Source organism: Micromonospora sp. NBC_00860, from assembly GCF_045207375.1.
Classification (GTDB): Bacteria; Actinomycetota; Actinomycetes; order Mycobacteriales; family Micromonosporaceae; genus Micromonospora; species Micromonospora vinacea.
The window spans coordinates 6,628,626-6,642,810 of sequence record NZ_CP108825.1; the positions used below are offsets into that span (position 1 = coordinate 6,628,626).

Consider the following 14,185-nt stretch of genomic DNA (forward strand, 5'->3'; position numbering starts at 1 on the left):
CCGGCATGACGACAGGGACGTTGATCACGGTGGCCCCGACCGGCGCTGAGTCGGCCAAGGCGGAGGTGCCGGCGCTGCCGGTGACCCTCGACGAGTTGCTGCTCACCGCCAAGGAGTGTGAGGCGCTCGGCGCCGCCGTGATCCACGTCCACATCCGCGACGACGAGGCCCGGCCGACGCTCGACCCGGTGCGGCTGGCCGACACGGTGGCGGCGCTGCGGGAGAGCACCGACCTGATCGTGCAGCTCTCCTCCGGCGGCGCGGTGACCGACCCGGAGGCCGCCCGGCTGGCCGTGCTCGACGCCCGTCCGGACATGGCCTCCTGCACCATGGGCACTGTCAACTTCGGCGACGACGTCTTCCTCAACCGCTGGGAGTTCATCGTCGATCTGCACACCCGGATGCAGGAGCGCGGGATCGTGCCGGAGTACGAGATCTTCGACCTGGGCCATCTGTCCGCGTTGCAGCGGTTGCTCGGCAAGTACGGCCTGCCGGCCGGCGGGCACGTACACGTCGACTTCGTGATGGGCGTGCCGGGCGGTATGCCGGGCACCACCGAGACCCTGGTCGCGGCCCACCGGATGCTGCGGGACCTGCCCGAGGGCACCACCTTCTCGGCCACCGGCGTCGGTCGGAGCACCATCGCGGTGCTGCTGGCCTCGCTGTCGACCGGCGGGCACCTGCGGGTCGGCATGGAGGACACCGTGACGTACGCGAAGGGCCGCCCGGTGGAGTCCAACATGCAGCTGGTCGCCCGCGCGGTGGGTTTCGCCCAGCTCGCTCAGCGCCCGCCGCTGACCACCACCGAGGCCCGCGAGCTGCTCGGGCTGTAAGGCCGGGTCTGCCCCGCGCTCCTGTCACCCGGGCGGTGGACCTCCTGGTCACCCCGCCGCCGGGCACCCCCGGACCGTCGGTACCGTCCAGCGCGTGACGAAGACGTACGAGGGCGGCGCGCCGCTCGCCGAGGTGGTCCGGTCGGGGTTCGTGGAGGGTGTGCACCGCGGCTCGGTGGTGGTGTTGGACGCCGCCGGTGTCGCTGTGGCGTCCGCCGGGGACGTGACCTCGCCGGTCTTCCCCCGCTCGGCCAGCAAGCCGATGCAGGCGATCGGGATGATCCGCGCCGGTCTGGCCCTGACCGACCCGGCCGACGTGGCGCTGGTCTCGGCGAGTCACGCGGGCGAGGAGTTCCACCTGGCCCGGGTCGGTGCGCTGCTGGAGCTCGCCGGGCTGGACGCGTCGGCGCTGCACTGCCCGCCCGACCTGCCGGTGGGCGCCGCGGCCCGGGAGGCGGTGCTCCGCGCCGGTGGTGGCCCGAGCCGGGTGCAGATGAACTGTTCCGGCAAGCACAGCGGGATGCTGCTGACCTGCGAGGCCGCCGGTTGGTCGCGGGAGGGCTACTGGCGGCCGGAGCACCCGCTACAGCAGCGGTTGCGGGCCACCATCGAGGAGTTCACGGGTGAGCAGGCGGCGGCGGTGGGGGTCGACGGTTGCGGTGCCCCGGTCCTCGCGGTGTCGCTGACCGGCCTGGCCGGGGCGTACCTCCGGCTGGTCGACGCCGAGCCGGGCTCGGTGCCGCGCACGGTGGCCGACGCGATGCGGGCGTACCCGGAGATCGTGGGTGGCACCCAGGCCGACGACACCCGGCTGATGCGCGGGGTGCCGGGGCTGCTGGCCAAGGTCGGTGCCGAGGGCGTGATCGCCGTGGCGCTGCCGGGCGTCGGCGCCGTCGCACTGAAGATCGACGACGGCGCCGACCGGGCTCGGATGCCGGTGCTGGTCTCCGCGCTGCGTCGGCTCGGCGTGGACGCCCCGGTGCTCACCGAGTACGCCGAGGTGCCGCTCTTCGGAGGCGGGGTCCCGGTGGGGGCGGTCCGCCCGCTCTGGTGACTGTGCTCTACCTCAGGAAGTCGAGCAACGCGGCGTTGACCGGCTCCGGACGCTCCAGCGGCAGCAGGTGCGCGGCGTCCGGCACGTCGGGTAGTCGTACCGCGCCGGGGACCTCGGCGGCGATCCGGTCGGCGAGTCGACTGATGTCCGGCACGTCCGCGGCGCCGGCGGTGACCAGGACGGGGATCTTCAGCTCGCCGAGACGGCCGATCGCTGGCGGCGTCAGCTCTCCCACCTCGACCGCGCCCAACGCCAGCTCGGCGGCGAGGGCACGCTGGTCCATCTCCTGCGCGAACGCGAGCAGCTCCCTGTCGACGTCCTCCGGCTGGCGTCCCGGGCCGACCACCCAGAACCGCACCTCACCGGCCGCGCCGGCGGCGAAGTCGTCCGGGTCGACCTCGCCGACCAGGTCGTCCCAGAGGTCGTTCGCCTCGTCGGACCACTCGTTGCCGGAGACCGCCGTGTCGAACAGCGCGAGCGCGCTCACCCGGTCGGGGTGGGCCAGCGCGGTGTCGATGGCGACCGCCCCACCGAAGGAGCAGCCCACCAGGGCGGCCCGGGGCAGGTCGAGGGCGTCCAGCAGCCCGGCCACGTCGTCGTGGTGCGCGAACGGGGCCGGCGGGAGTTCCGAGTCGCCGTAGCCGCGCAGGTCCGGGACGATCACCCGGTGTCGGGCGGCGAGCGCGGACACCTGCTCCCGCCACATCCGCCGGTCGGCGATTCCGGCGTGCAGCAGGACGACTGGCGAACCGGTGCCGGCCTCGTCGTACGCGATGCTTGCTCCATTGACTGCGATCTTGTGCACGGACGGACCGTACGGACCGGGCGAGCGGCGCGCAAACGGGATGCTGAGACCTTGCTAACTATGGTTAGCGTTTTGCTTGCAGGAGCTAGCGCGGGCGGTTAGCGTCGCTGCCATGGCCACACCCAAGGACCTTCCCGACGTCGGCGGGTTCATCCGCGATCTGCGGCGCAACGCCAAGATCTCGCTACGGCAGCTCGCCGAGCAGGCGGGGGTCAGCAACCCGTACCTCAGCCAGATCGAGCGCGGCCTGCGCAAACCCAGCGCCGAGGTGCTCCAGCAACTGGCGAGCGCGCTGCGGGTCTCCACGCCGGCGATGTACCTGCGCGCCGGTCTGCTCGACGACAAGGAAGGCCACGGGGTGCTCGCCGCCATCGCCGTGGACGCCGACCTGACGATGGCGCAGAAGCAGTCGCTCAGTCAGATCTACGAGACGTTCCGCCGGGAGAACACCCGGCTGGCCGAGGCCCAGGCCGAAGCCGAGGCCCCCCAGCCCGACCAGCCAGCGGATCAGCCCGCCAGCCAGGCCGCCGACCTGGCCAATGTGGCTGCCACCGGCCCCACCACAGTGGGCGGCACCCCGACCGAGGCCGTGCTCGAGTCGGTCGCCGTCACCGAGGCGGGCACCGCCCCCGCCCCGGGCAGCACCAGCATCCCCCAGAAGAAGAAGGCCGCCGAGGCGGCCGAAGAGGAGACGTCATGAGCGAGCCGAAGACCAACCGCATCCCCGCCCCGATCTACGCCGCAGCCGGCGCCGGTGAGCTGGCCATCGAGCAGCTGCGCAAGCTGCCGGCCGTGGTCGGTGTCCTCAGCACCCGGGTCGTCGCCGACCTGGGTGGTCGGGCCGTGCTGACCGGCTTCGAGCTGAAGCAGAAGGCAACCGAGACGCTGCGCACCGCCAACGAGACCGCCGACCTGGCGAAGCTGCGCGAGGTGGCCGACATCGACAAGCTGCGCGCCGCCGCTACCCGCAACGCCGCCCTGGTGGTCGCGGGCGCCCAGGTCGCCCAGGAGCGCGCGTTCGCCGCGTACGGCGCGCTGGTCGCCCGGGGCGAGCGGGTCGTCGGTGCCGGCGTGCTGGAGGCCGCTGAGACGGTCAATGCCGACATCGAGGCCACCGAGGCCGTGACGCCGGCCGCCACCGCGGCTGTCACCACCACCCCCACCGCCGCGGCCCCCGCCGACGTGCCGACCCCGGCCGACGTGGCCGAGATCGCCGAGGCCAAGCCGGCCGCGGTCAAGAAGGTCGCCCGTGCGCCGAAGGCTGCCAAGCCGGTCGAGACCCCGTCGGCGAAGCTCCCCCGGGCCACCAAGCGGACCCGCCCGGCCGCCGAGTAACTACGTCGGGTCGACGACCCCGGCGGCGTCCTTGTCGGACGTAGCCGGGGTCGTGGACATAAACTGGCCGGCATGGCCAACGCCGCGCCGATCTTCGCGTTCGAAGTCCGCTACGTGATCGAGCTGATTCTGCTCGTCTTCGCGCTGATCATCCAGGGTGTCGCGCTGGTGCACGCCGTCACGCAGCGCTCCGACGCCTTCCCCGCCATCGGCACGCTGCCCAAGGGTGGCTGGATCGCCATCCTGGCGGTCTGCCTCGTGCTCACCCTGCTCGGCTTCGGTCCGATCAGCCTCTTCGGGCTGATCGGCATCGCCGCCGCGCTCATCTACCTGCTCGACGTCCGGGTCGGTCTGCGCGACCTGAGCGACGGCAAAGGGTTCTGGTGAGAGGTTTTCGCTGGCCGCCCCCACCCGACAGTGGGCCCCGCACCTGGGGGCCCGGGCCGGGTGGGCCGCGTACCGGCCGGCCGGCGCTGCCGGAACCGGAGACCGAGCTGGTCACCACCCCGCACGGCGTACGGCTGGAGCGGCTGGTCACCGGCACCGGTGATCCGGTGACCGTGTTCGCGCACGGCCTGGGCCAGGGCATCGCCACCACCCGCCCGTTCGGCAGTGGGGTGAACGGCCGCAAGCTGTTCTTCCAGTTCCGCGGGCACGGCCGTTCCGAAGCCCCGCCTGGGCCGTGGGACTACCTGGACCTTGCCCGGGACCTGCGGGCGATCGCCGACCTCGGCGGCGCCAGCCGGGCGTTCGGCGCCAGCCTCGGCGCGGGCGCCCTCTGCCGTCTCCTCACGGAGAGCCCGGAGCGTTTCGACAAGCTGGTCTTCTTCCTGCCCGCGGTCCTCGACGAGCCACGCGGGCCGACCGCCCGGGAACGCGTCACCGACCTGCTGGAGGCGGTGGAGAGCGGGGTGGCCTCGGAGGTCGCCGACATCGTCACGCTGGAGTTGCCCCCGGCGGTGCGCAACACTCCGGCTGGCTGGGCGTACCTGCGGCAACGGCTCGACCAGCTGCTCCGCGACGGGCTGGCCGACGGGCTGGCAACGCTCACCGACCAGACGCCGCTGCGCCAGATCGGTGACCTGACGGCGGTCACCGCGCCGGCGCTGGTGATCGGTTGCGCGGGCGACGACCTGCACCCGGTCGAGGTCGCCGAGCGGCTCGCCGTCGCACTACCCCAGGCCACCCTGCACGTGTACGACCGGCCCGGGGTGCTCTGGTCGGAACGCGCCGATCTGCGGGACCGCATCTCCGGCTTCCTGAACGAGTAACCTGCCCTGTCATGGGCGTCACACAGCATGGCCGGACGCACCGGCTGGATCTTGCCGACCCGACAGTGCGCGAATGGACCTCCACGGTCCTGCACGCCGACGCGGAGCAGGGCATCGTGCTGGACCGTTCGGCGTTCTACCCGGGCGGCGGTGGTCAACCACCCGACCACGGCGTACTGCTCTGGCAGGGCGTACAGACCCGGATCGTCGGCACCCGCAAGGGCGACGACCCGTACCTGATCCCCGCCGAGGGTGACCCGCTCCCGCCGGTCGGCACCGCTGTCGTCGGCGCTGTGGAGGACGAGCGCCGAACCCGGCTGATGCGTACCCACTCCGGGCTGCACGTGCTCTGCGGTGTGGTGTTCCGCGACTTCGGCGCGCTCGTCACCGGCGGCAACATGGAGCCGGGCGAGGCGCGGATGGACTTCAACCTCCCCGAGGTGCCCCCGGACTTCAAGAGCCGCATCGAGGAGCTGGTCAACGCCGAGGTGGCCGCCGACCGCTCGGTCGCCACCCGGGTGCTGCCGCGCACCGAGGCGCTGGCCCTGCCGGACATCATCCGCACCCAGTCCAACCTCATCCCGCCGGATGAGCAGGAGGTCCGGATCGTCGACATCGTCGGGCTGGACGTGCAGGCCGACGGCGGCACCCACGTCGCCTCCACCGCCCAGATCGGCAAGGTGCAGGTGGTCAAGGTGGAGAGCAAGGGTCGGGCCAACCGCCGGGTCCGGGTCCGACTGGTCGATTAGATCGAGTAACGAATTCGGACGTCGGTTGTCAGGTATTCCTGACAACGTCGCAGGCATGACGCAACCGCTCACCGGAAAGATCGCGCTCGTCGCCGGTGCCACCCGTGGGGCCGGGCGGCAGATCGCCGTTCAGCTCGGCGCGGCCGGTGCCACTGTCTACGCCACCGGTCGCAGCACCCGGGCCGGCCGCTCCGAGATGGACCGACCGGAAACCATCGAGGAAACCGCCGAGCTGGTCAGCGCGGCCGGCGGCACCGGCATCGCCGTCCAGGTCGACCACCTGGTGCCCGAGCAGGTCCGCGACCTGGTCGCCCGGATCGACGCCGAGCAGGGCCAACTCGACGTGCTGGTGAACGACATCTGGGGCGGCGACCCGCTGGTCACCTGGAACAAGCCGGTCTGGGAGCAGCCGCTCGACGCCGGCTTCCGTACCCTGCGACTGGCCGTCGACACGCACATCATCACCAGCCACTTCGCCCTGCCGCTGCTGATCCGCAAGCCCGGCGGGCTGGTGGTGGAGATGGGCGACGGCACCACTGCGTACAACGACGAGAACTACCGGCTGTCGGTCTTCTACGACCTGGCCAAGGTCTCGGTCAACCGGCTCGCCTTCAGCCAGGCGCACGAGCTGAAGCCGCACGGCTGCACCGCCGTGGCGCTCACCCCCGGCTGGATCCGCTCCGAGGCGATGCTGGAGCACTTCGGCGTGACAGAGGAAAACTGGCGCGACGGCGCCGCCACCGACCCGAACTTCCTCATCTCGGAGACCCCGGCCTTCGTCGGCCGGGCGGTGGCCGCGCTCGCCGCCGACGAGGAGAAGGCGCGCTGGAGCGGTAGATCCGTCGACGCCGGCACGCTGTCCAAGGTGTACGGCTTCACCGACCTCGACGGCAGCCAACCCGAGGGTTTCCGCTACATCACCGAGGTGGTCGACGCCGGCAAGCCGGCGGACGTGACCGGCTACCGGTAGAGCGCGGAGAGCCGCTCGGCGCTCTCCGCGAACAACTGCCGCAGCTCGGGTGGGTCGATGACCTCGACCTCGGGGCCGAGCCCCAACAGTTGGTGGTACGCCACCTGGACCGACTCGACGGGCAGCCGCGCCACCACCCAGCCCTGCCCGTCGGGCGGGCTCGCGGCGGCGACCAGCTCGTCGTACACGAAGGGGGCATCGACCAGGTGCCGGAGCTGGCGCAGGCCGGCGGGGCTCAGCCGGACGGCGACCTCGGCCCGCAGCATGGTCCGCAGGAACGACCCGGCCTGCTCGCGCCAGTGCCCGGCCAGGTCGAAGCCCTCGTCGCGATCGAAGTGCTCGTCGCCCACCTCGACAGCGGTGACCCGGTCCACCCGGTAGGTGCGCACGTTCTCGCCGACCCGGCCGACCAGATACCAGACCCCGCTCTTGAGGACCAGGCCGTACGGCTGGGCCCGGCGGGTCACCTCCCGGTCGCCGCGTCGGTAGCGCAGCTCCACCACCCGGTCGCCCCAGACCGCCCGGGCCAGTTCGGGCAGCCAGAGCGGTGGCGCGGTCTCCCGGAACCAGCCCGGTACGTCCAGGTGGAACCGCTGCCCGGCGCGGGCCGGCGCGTCGCGCAGGGCGGGTGGCAGCGCGGCGAGCACCTTCAGCTCTGCGGACGCGACGGCGTCGGCGAGCCCCATCTCGCCTGCCGGCCCGGGCAGCCCGGCGAGGAAGAGCGCCTCCGCCTCGTCCCGGGTCAGCCCGGTCAGTCGGGTGCGGTACCCGCCGAGCAGGCGGTAACCGCCGGCCCGTCCCCGGTCGGCGTAGACCGGCACGCCCGCCGCGGAGAGCGCCAGGACGTCCCGGTAGACGGTCCGCTCGGAAACCTCCAGCTCCCGTGCCAGCTCGCTCGCGGTCATCGACCCGCGCGCCTGCAACAGCAACAGCAACGAGATCAGTCGGGACGCGCGCATCCGCCCATCCTGCCCGGTGCCGTTCACCGCCCGCCGGGCGTCAGCAACCCCCTGTCGTACGCGGTGGCCACCGCCGCGGCCCGGTCGTTGACCCCGAGCTTGGCGTACACGTGCAGCAGGTGCGTCTTGACGGTGGCCTCGCTGATGAACAGGCGGTTCGCCGCCTCCCGGTTGGAGGCACCCCGGGCCACCAGGGTGAGCACCTCCAGTTCCCGTTGACTGAGCGGCTCCTCGGCGGGAGCGCGCAGCCGGCCCATCAGCCGGCCGGCGACGCTCGGCGCGAGCACCGACTCACCCCGGGCCGCCGCCCGGACCGCGCGAACCAGATCCTCCCGAGGGGTGTCCTTGAGCAGGTAACCGGTCGCACCGGCCTCGATCGCCGGCAGCACGTCCGCGTCCGTGTCGTAGGTGGTGAGCACCAGCACCCGGGCGGCGCTGCCGGCGCGGGCCAGCCTGCCGATGGCGGTCACCCCGTCCATCCCGGGCATCCGTAGGTCCATCAGCACCACGTCCGGCCGCAGCGTCGCGACCAGGACCAACGCCTCCGAGCCGTCCGCCGCCTCACCCACCACCTCGAAATCGGGGTCACCGGTGAACATCCCCCGCAGACCGTCCCGCACGACCGGGTGGTCGTCGACGATCAGCAGTCGTACCGGGGCGGTCAACAGGCACCTCCGGGTAGCGCGGGAACGGACGCCGAGATGGCGGTGCCGCTGCCCGGCTCGGACTCGACTGCCAACTCGCCACCGACCCGGGTCACCCGCTGCCGCATGGCGGTCAACCCGTACCCGCCACCCGGCTCGCGGGGCACCGGCCGGTCGGTGACGTCGAAGCCGGCGCCGTCGTCACGGACGTCGAGCGTGACCACGTCCGCCATGTACGACAGGGTCAGCCCGACCCGGGACGCGGCGGCGTGCCGGGCCACGTTGGACAGCGCCTCCTGGGCGGCCCGCAGCAGTGTCACCTCCACCTCCGGGTGCAACGGGCGGGGCGTGCCGGTGGTGGCCACGTCGGCCCGTACCCCGTTGAGGGCCGACCAGCGGCCGCCCAGCTCGACGAGGGCGTCGGGTAGCCGGGCCGTCTCCAACGGTTCCGGGCGGACCGCCTGTACCGAGCGGCGGGCCTCGGTGAGGCTCTCCCGGGCCAGCGCGAGCGCGTTGTCGACGTGCCGACGCCAGTCGGCGGACCGGTCGCGGCTCTGCTCGGCCGCCTCCAGTTGGGTGATGATGCCGGTCAACCCCTGCGCCAGGGTGTCGTGGATCTCCCGCGCCATCCGTTGCCGCTCGTCCAGCACGCCGGCCTCCCGGGCCTGGGTGAGCAGTTGGGCGTGCAGCCCGGCGTTCTCCCTGGCCGTCTCGGTGAGTTGGTGGTTTGCCTCGCCGAGTTCCGCCACCAACCGCTTGCGTTTCGCGTCCTCCTGTTCGGCGACCATCGCGAACCAGCTCACCGAGCCGGCCACCACCAGGTTGAACAGCACCAGCACCAGCCAGAGCGGCCAGTGCGACACCACCACCGACAGGCCTCCGCCCTGAGACGTGGCGACCAGGGCGGCCGTGGTGACCACGCCGGCGACCCGCCAGCGCCCGGGCAGCACCGGAAAGGCGTGGATGTAGCCGATCCAGGCGAAGAAGCCGTACCACGGACTGGCGGCCACCAGTGCGGCGGCGAACGTGAGCAGCCCGGCGTAGTAGACCGCCATCAGCCCACGCCGGCTCTGCCAGTTGGGGTGCACTGTGACGAACCAGGCGACCCAGCATCCGGCTGCCACGGCGACGGCGAGGGTGGGCAGCGCGCCGAGATGGTGGGGTGCCGGTGCGACGAGGGCCAGCAGGGTGCCCAGGGCCAGCCCGCCGAAGGGGAACACCCGGTAGAGGGTCGCCTCGCGCTCCCGCCAACTGGTCAGACGGTCGTGCCCACCGTTGCAGGTCATCGCATCTCCGCTCACTCCCAGCGGAACAGTTTCGCCGCGCCGGCGCCGGCCGCCACGGCGATCACCGCCATTATCCCCAGGTGCAGCGGCTGGGGCGGGGTGCCGGTCCAGGCGTCGAGGAGCGCCTGCACCCCGGGCGGCGTGTAGTCGCCGATCCGCGCCACGACGTCCGGGAGCAGGAACCGGGGCAGGTAGACCCCGCCGAAGAACATGGTGACCAGGAACAGCGGCACCGCCAGGGCCTGTGCCGCCTTCGTCGTGCGGGCCACGGCGGCGACCAGCAGGCCGAGCGCCAGCAGCGCCGCAGTGCCGAGGATGAACGCCAGCGTGAAGCCGAGCGGGTGCCGGGGGAGCGGCACCCCGAACGCCAGCCGGGCGACGACGATGAGGAGCAGTGCGCTGGCCAGGATCCCGGCCAGGGCCAGCACCAGTTGGGCGGCGAGCAGGGCCGCCGGATGCGCCGGGGTGGTCGCCAGCCGACGTAGCACGCCGCGTTCCCGGTAGGTGGCCAGCGCGGCGGGCAGGGTGTTCACCCCGACCATGGCGAGGGTGACCACCAGCAGCGACGGGGCGAAGTAGCTGACGAAGGTCTGCCCGTCGAATGTCGGATCCGGCTTACGGAGCGAGGGGACCAGCCCGAGCACCACCAGGATCAGTGTGGGCAGCCCGACGGTGACGAGCAGCGTCGGCAGGTCCCGCAGATAGAGCCGCGCCTCGACCTTCAGGATCTGGCGGAAGGCGTGCATGGTGGCTCCCTCTCAGTTGGCGGGCCGGTGCCCGGTCAGCTCGACGAAGGCGTCGTCGAGGGTGGACTGCTCCAGCCGCAGGTCCGCGGCGACGATCTGGTGACGGGCGAGCACCGAGGTGACCGCGTGCAGCAACTCACCGGTGCCGGTCACCACCACCTGGCTGCCGGTGCGGTGCACGGCGGACACCTCGGGCAGGTCGGTGAGGAGCCGGTCGTCGACCGGGGCCGACGGCCGGAACCGGATCCGCTGCTCCGGCGCCACCGTCGACACCAGGCCCGCCGGGCTGTCCAGGGCGACCACCCGACCCCGGTCGATCACCGCGACCCGGTCGCAGAGCCGCTCGGCCTCCTCCATGAAGTGGGTGACCAGCACGATCGTCACCCCGCTGTCGCGGACCTGTTCGATCAGACCCCAGGTGTCCCGGCGGGCCTGCGGGTCCAGCCCGGTGGTCAGCTCGTCGAGGATGGCGATCTCCGGGTTGCCGACCAGGGCCAGCGCGATGGAGAGCCGCTGCTTCTGACCGCCGGAGAGCTTCTTGTACGCGGTGTTCCGCTTCTCGCCGAGACCCAGCTTGTCGATCAACCCGGCCGGGTCGGCGGGGTCGCTGTAGAACGAGGCGTACAACTCCAGCGCCTCGGCCACCCGCAACCGGTCCGGCAGTTGGCTCTCCTGGAGTTGCACCCCGACCCGCTGGCGTAGCTGGGCCGCGTCCCGGCGGGGGTCGAGCCCGAGGACCGACACCCCGCCCCCGTCGGGGACGCGGAGCCCGGCGACGCACTCCACAGTGGTGGTCTTGCCGGCGCCGTTCGGACCGAGGACGCCGAAGATCTCCCCGGCCTCCACGGTGAGCGACACGTCGTCCACCGCCACCAGGTCGCCGTACCGTTTCTTCAGGTGGGTCACCTCGATGACCGGCATCGTGTCGCCTTCCGCCGCCGCTGACTTCGTACCCCTCAAGGGTCGTCGGGGTGACGCGGCGGCGAATCGACCGGTCAGCGACGAACCTCGGCGTTCGCGGTGGATCGCTGCCGTCCGTCAACCGGTTGATGCGTACGCGGCGAGCCGCTGCTAGCGCTCCGCCCGGCGGATCCGATCACGGCTGGTTAGGCTGCTCGATCGTGGATGCCAGCAGAATCGCCAGCCCGGTGACCGGGGCCGTCGGACGCTTCCTCGCCGGGGCGGGGCTGCTCCTGCGCGGGCTGGGCCTCTACGTTCGCAGCCCGGGGCTGATGCTGCTCGGCATCGTGCCGGCGCTGATCTCCGGCGTACTCTTCCTGGCCGCGCTCGCCACGCTCGTGTACTTCGTGGACGATCTCGCCGCGCTGGTCACCCCGTTCGCCGACGACTGGTCGAGCACCGGCCGCAGCCTGGTCCGGGTGATCGCCGGGCTGGCCTTCCTGGGGGTCGGCGGCCTGCTCGGCGTGCTCACCTTCACCGCTGTCACTCTGGTCATCGGCGACCCGTTCTACGAGAAGATCTCGGAGCAGGTCGAGCAGCGGTACGGCGGCACGCCGGACGCGGTGGACGTGCCCTTCTGGTCGTCACTGCGCCGCAGCCTCGCCGACTCGGTACGCCTGGTGGCGCTCACGGCGCTGGTCGGCATCCCGCTCTTCCTCGCCGGCTTCATTCCGGTGGTCGGCCAGACGGTCGTCCCGGTCATCGGGGCCGCCGTGGGCGGCTGGTTCCTCGCCGTGGAGCTCGTCGGCGCGCCGTTCTACCGCCGCGGGATGCGGCTGCCGCAGCGCCGGACGATCCTGAAGGCCGACCGGCCGACCGCGCTCGGCTTCGGCGTGGCCGTCTTCCTCTGCTTCCTGATTCCGCTCGGCGCCGTGCTGATCATGCCGGCCGCGGTCGCCGGTGCCACGCTGCTGGCCCGCCGCTCGATGGGCCAGTCGATAGAGGAGAGCTGACATGGAGATCACCCTGGTCGAGGGGGACATCACCACCCAGCGGGCGGACGCCATCGTGAACGCCGCGAACTCGTCCCTGCTCGGCGGCGGTGGGGTCGACGGTGCCATCCACCGGCGCGGAGGGCCGGCCATCCTGGCCGAGTGCCGGGCGCTGCGGGCGTCCCGCTACGGCAGGGGTCTGCCCACCGGCCAGGCGGTGGCGACCACGGCCGGGGAACTGCCGGCCCGCTGGGTGATCCACACCGTCGGGCCGGTCTGGTCGGCCACCGAGGACCGGTCGGCGCTGCTGCGCGACTGCTACGCCAACAGCCTCCGGGTGGCCGACGAACTGGGCGCTGGCACCGTGGCCTTCCCGCTGATCTCCGCCGGCATCTACGGCTGGCCGGTCGACGACGCTGTCGGTCAGGCGCTGGCGGTGCTGCGCGGGGCCACCCCGGCCACCGTCACCGAAGCCCGCCTGGTGCTCTTCGGCCCCGACACGTATGCCACCGCACGTCAGGTCTTCGAGAATCCGTAGTCAACCCGCGCTGAGGGGTCGATCATGGAGTTGTGCTGGGTGACAAAGTGCTCCTGCCGTAACAAAATGGGCACCACAAGTCCATGATCGACGAAGTCGAGCCGCGCCCTTCTCGCGATCTTGCACTTTCTGTCGCGACATAGGGGGTATTCCGCGCATTTCGGCGACAGGAACTGCAAGATCGGAGCGGGCGGGCGCGGGCAGGTCAGGTCAGGTCGGCCAGGCAGGTCCACTGGGATGCCACCGGTCGGTAGCCCAGTCGGGCGTTGACCGCGAGCATCGGCCCGTTCGCCGCGTCGTTCGAGGTGTACGCGACGCGCACGCCGTTCGCGGCAGCCTGGTGCAGCGCCGCTGTCTTGGCCAGTCGGGCCAAACCTCGACCTCGGTATGCCGGGATGGTGCCGGTGTAGTCCGACCACATCCGGTCCCCGTCGCGCTTGACCAGACTGAAGGCGACCACCTCCCCGTCGACCACGGCGGCGATGCTGGCTGTCTTGTCCAGGCCGAGGTTGTCCCAGACGTCGTACTGCCAACTCTGGTAGCTCTTGCTGTCGACCGGCACGTCGCCCGGCTCGTCGGCGGCAGAGGCCACGTCTGCCGCGTACAGCAGGTGCGGATCCAGGTCGGCGATCGGGCGCAGCCGTACGCCCGGGGGTGGATCGGGTAGCACGGGTGCCGGGTTCAGATCGAGCGCCGAGTAGCGCACCTCGCGGCTGGGCTCGTAGCCGTGCCGGCTGGCGAACGGCAGCGCCTCCGGTTGTGCCGTGGCACGCACCCGGCGGACTCCCAGCGGGCGGAGGTAGTCGGTCGCGGCCGCCAGTAGCCCAGTGCCGATGCCGCGTCGCCGATGCTCGGGGTGCACGTGCAGCAGGTTGATCCCACCGACGTTCGCCACCGATGTCGTGCCGATTTGTTCGGCGGAGACCCAGCCGACCACCTGGTGGTCGACCTCCGCCACGAAGGCGGTCCAGGCTTCCTCCGGCGGGGGCTCGGCGATCATCTTCCGGGTCGACTCGACCCCGCGCACCAGGTACGGAAAGACCATCGCCCGCAGGGCCACCACGGCCGGGGCGTCGTCCGGCTGCGCCACACGAATGCGCATG

General features: G+C 72.2%; 17 protein-coding genes. 10 read left to right on the top strand and 7 right to left on the bottom strand.

What is annotated here, in order from left to right:
• Positions 1 to 5: 5 nt before the first annotated feature.
• Together OH804_RS30590 and OH804_RS30595 are read left to right on the top strand one after the other, a co-directional pair.
• The gene (locus OH804_RS30590) at positions 6 to 833 is read left to right on the top strand and encodes a 3-keto-5-aminohexanoate cleavage protein (RefSeq protein ID WP_210782456.1); all 828 of its coding nucleotides are present in this window, start codon (positions 6 to 8) and stop codon (positions 831 to 833) included.
• Positions 834 to 927: 94 nt separating this feature from the next.
• On the top strand, positions 928 to 1,887 hold the full coding sequence (locus OH804_RS30595; RefSeq protein ID WP_406061090.1) for an asparaginase: 960 nt from the start codon (positions 928 to 930) through the stop codon (positions 1,885 to 1,887).
• A 7-nt stretch (positions 1,888 to 1,894) separates the two neighbouring features.
• Here OH804_RS30595 and OH804_RS30600 read toward each other — a convergent pair whose 3' ends face one another.
• Entirely contained in the window at positions 1,895 to 2,692 is a 798-nt protein-coding gene (locus OH804_RS30600) for an alpha/beta fold hydrolase (RefSeq protein WP_196919966.1), read from the bottom strand.
• Positions 2,693 to 2,804: 112 nt separating this feature from the next.
• On the opposite strand from OH804_RS30600, the gene OH804_RS30605 reads away from it, so the two are divergent.
• The 6 genes from OH804_RS30605 (at position 2,805) to OH804_RS30630 (ending at position 7,017) form a co-directional block, all read left to right on the top strand.
• Complete coding sequence (locus OH804_RS30605; protein ID WP_196919965.1) at positions 2,805 to 3,392, top strand: helix-turn-helix transcriptional regulator; 588 nt, start codon at positions 2,805 to 2,807, stop codon at positions 3,390 to 3,392.
• Positions 3,389 to 4,027 carry a hypothetical protein gene (locus tag OH804_RS30610; RefSeq protein ID WP_406061093.1) on the top strand — a complete coding sequence of 213 codons (639 nt, stop codon included), beginning with the start codon at positions 3,389 to 3,391 and terminating at the stop codon, positions 4,025 to 4,027. The genes OH804_RS30605 and OH804_RS30610 overlap by 4 nt, the downstream gene beginning before the upstream one ends.
• A 72-nt stretch (positions 4,028 to 4,099) precedes the next feature.
• Complete coding sequence (locus tag OH804_RS30615) at positions 4,100 to 4,414, top strand: DUF2516 family protein (RefSeq protein WP_030327754.1); 315 nt, start codon at positions 4,100 to 4,102, stop codon at positions 4,412 to 4,414.
• Complete coding sequence (locus OH804_RS30620) at positions 4,411 to 5,298, top strand: alpha/beta fold hydrolase (RefSeq protein WP_196919963.1); 888 nt, start codon at positions 4,411 to 4,413, stop codon at positions 5,296 to 5,298. The genes OH804_RS30615 and OH804_RS30620 overlap by 4 nt, the downstream gene beginning before the upstream one ends.
• A gap of 11 nt (positions 5,299 to 5,309) precedes the next feature.
• Positions 5,310 to 6,047, top strand: coding sequence for an alanyl-tRNA editing protein (locus OH804_RS30625; protein ID WP_406061095.1), 738 nt, complete (start codon positions 5,310 to 5,312; stop codon positions 6,045 to 6,047).
• 55 nt (positions 6,048 to 6,102) lie between these two features.
• Positions 6,103 to 7,017, top strand: a complete 915-nt coding sequence (locus OH804_RS30630) for an SDR family oxidoreductase (RefSeq protein ID WP_406061097.1) — start codon at positions 6,103 to 6,105, stop codon at positions 7,015 to 7,017.
• Here the strand turns inward: OH804_RS30630 and OH804_RS30635 are convergent.
• Genes OH804_RS30635 through OH804_RS30655 form a run of 5 tightly spaced genes read right to left on the bottom strand, consistent with a single transcriptional unit; the run spans position 7,008 to position 11,573 of the window.
• A complete protein-coding gene (locus OH804_RS30635; protein WP_406061099.1) occupies positions 7,008 to 7,976 on the bottom strand; it encodes a helix-turn-helix transcriptional regulator in 969 nt (322 codons plus the stop codon). The genes OH804_RS30630 and OH804_RS30635 overlap by 10 nt on opposite strands.
• 23 nt (positions 7,977 to 7,999) lie before the next feature.
• Complete coding sequence (locus tag OH804_RS30640; RefSeq protein WP_406061101.1) at positions 8,000 to 8,641, bottom strand: response regulator; 642 nt, start codon at positions 8,639 to 8,641, stop codon at positions 8,000 to 8,002.
• A complete protein-coding gene (locus OH804_RS30645; protein ID WP_406061103.1) occupies positions 8,638 to 9,906 on the bottom strand; it encodes a sensor histidine kinase in 1,269 nt (422 codons plus the stop codon). The genes OH804_RS30640 and OH804_RS30645 overlap by 4 nt, the downstream gene beginning before the upstream one ends.
• 11 nt (positions 9,907 to 9,917) lie before the next feature.
• Complete coding sequence (locus OH804_RS30650; protein ID WP_406061105.1) at positions 9,918 to 10,652, bottom strand: ABC transporter permease; 735 nt, start codon at positions 10,650 to 10,652, stop codon at positions 9,918 to 9,920.
• A gap of 12 nt (positions 10,653 to 10,664) precedes the next feature.
• Positions 10,665 to 11,573 carry an ABC transporter ATP-binding protein gene (locus tag OH804_RS30655; RefSeq protein ID WP_196919957.1) on the bottom strand — a complete coding sequence of 303 codons (909 nt, stop codon included), beginning with the start codon at positions 11,571 to 11,573 and terminating at the stop codon, positions 10,665 to 10,667.
• A 200-nt stretch (positions 11,574 to 11,773) separates the two neighbouring features.
• Between OH804_RS30655 and OH804_RS30660 the strand changes: the two genes are divergently transcribed.
• The gene (locus OH804_RS30660; RefSeq protein ID WP_406061108.1) at positions 11,774 to 12,565 is read left to right on the top strand and encodes an EI24 domain-containing protein; all 792 of its coding nucleotides are present in this window, start codon (positions 11,774 to 11,776) and stop codon (positions 12,563 to 12,565) included.
• 1 nt (position 12,566) lies between these two features.
• Positions 12,567 to 13,082 (top strand): O-acetyl-ADP-ribose deacetylase, encoded by a 516-nt coding sequence (locus OH804_RS30665; protein WP_406061110.1) that lies wholly within the window; start codon positions 12,567 to 12,569, stop codon positions 13,080 to 13,082.
• A 205-nt stretch (positions 13,083 to 13,287) separates the two neighbouring features.
• Here the strand turns inward: OH804_RS30665 and OH804_RS30670 are convergent, their stop codons facing one another.
• The gene (locus tag OH804_RS30670; protein ID WP_406061112.1) at positions 13,288 to 14,184 is read right to left on the bottom strand and encodes a GNAT family N-acetyltransferase; all 897 of its coding nucleotides are present in this window, start codon (positions 14,182 to 14,184) and stop codon (positions 13,288 to 13,290) included.
• Position 14,185 lies beyond the last annotated feature (1 nt).

What these genes read in the sequence shown, in the direction of transcription:
- OH804_RS30635 (WP_406061099.1), bottom strand. Translation starts at nt 7,976, where the DNA reads ATGCGCGCGTCCCGACTGATCTCGTTGCTGTTGCTGTTGCAGGCGCGC.
- OH804_RS30610 (WP_406061093.1), top strand. Translation starts at nt 3,389, where the DNA reads ATGAGCGAGCCGAAGACCAACCGCATCCCCGCCCCGATCTACGCCGCA.
- OH804_RS30655 (WP_196919957.1), bottom strand. Translation starts at nt 11,573, where the DNA reads ATGCCGGTCATCGAGGTGACCCACCTGAAGAAACGGTACGGCGACCTG.
- OH804_RS30630 (WP_406061097.1), top strand. Translation starts at nt 6,103, where the DNA reads ATGACGCAACCGCTCACCGGAAAGATCGCGCTCGTCGCCGGTGCCACC.
- OH804_RS30670 (WP_406061112.1), bottom strand. Translation starts at nt 14,184, where the DNA reads ATGCGCATTCGTGTGGCGCAGCCGGACGACGCCCCGGCCGTGGTGGCC.
- OH804_RS30615 (WP_030327754.1), top strand. Translation starts at nt 4,100, where the DNA reads ATGGCCAACGCCGCGCCGATCTTCGCGTTCGAAGTCCGCTACGTGATC.
- OH804_RS30590 (WP_210782456.1), top strand. Translation starts at nt 6, where the DNA reads ATGACGACAGGGACGTTGATCACGGTGGCCCCGACCGGCGCTGAGTCG.
- OH804_RS30665 (WP_406061110.1), top strand. Translation starts at nt 12,567, where the DNA reads ATGGAGATCACCCTGGTCGAGGGGGACATCACCACCCAGCGGGCGGAC.
- OH804_RS30645 (WP_406061103.1), bottom strand. Translation starts at nt 9,906, where the DNA reads ATGACCTGCAACGGTGGGCACGACCGTCTGACCAGTTGGCGGGAGCGC.
- OH804_RS30625 (WP_406061095.1), top strand. Translation starts at nt 5,310, where the DNA reads ATGGGCGTCACACAGCATGGCCGGACGCACCGGCTGGATCTTGCCGAC.
- OH804_RS30605 (WP_196919965.1), top strand. Translation starts at nt 2,805, where the DNA reads ATGGCCACACCCAAGGACCTTCCCGACGTCGGCGGGTTCATCCGCGAT.
- OH804_RS30650 (WP_406061105.1), bottom strand. Translation starts at nt 10,652, where the DNA reads ATGCACGCCTTCCGCCAGATCCTGAAGGTCGAGGCGCGGCTCTATCTG.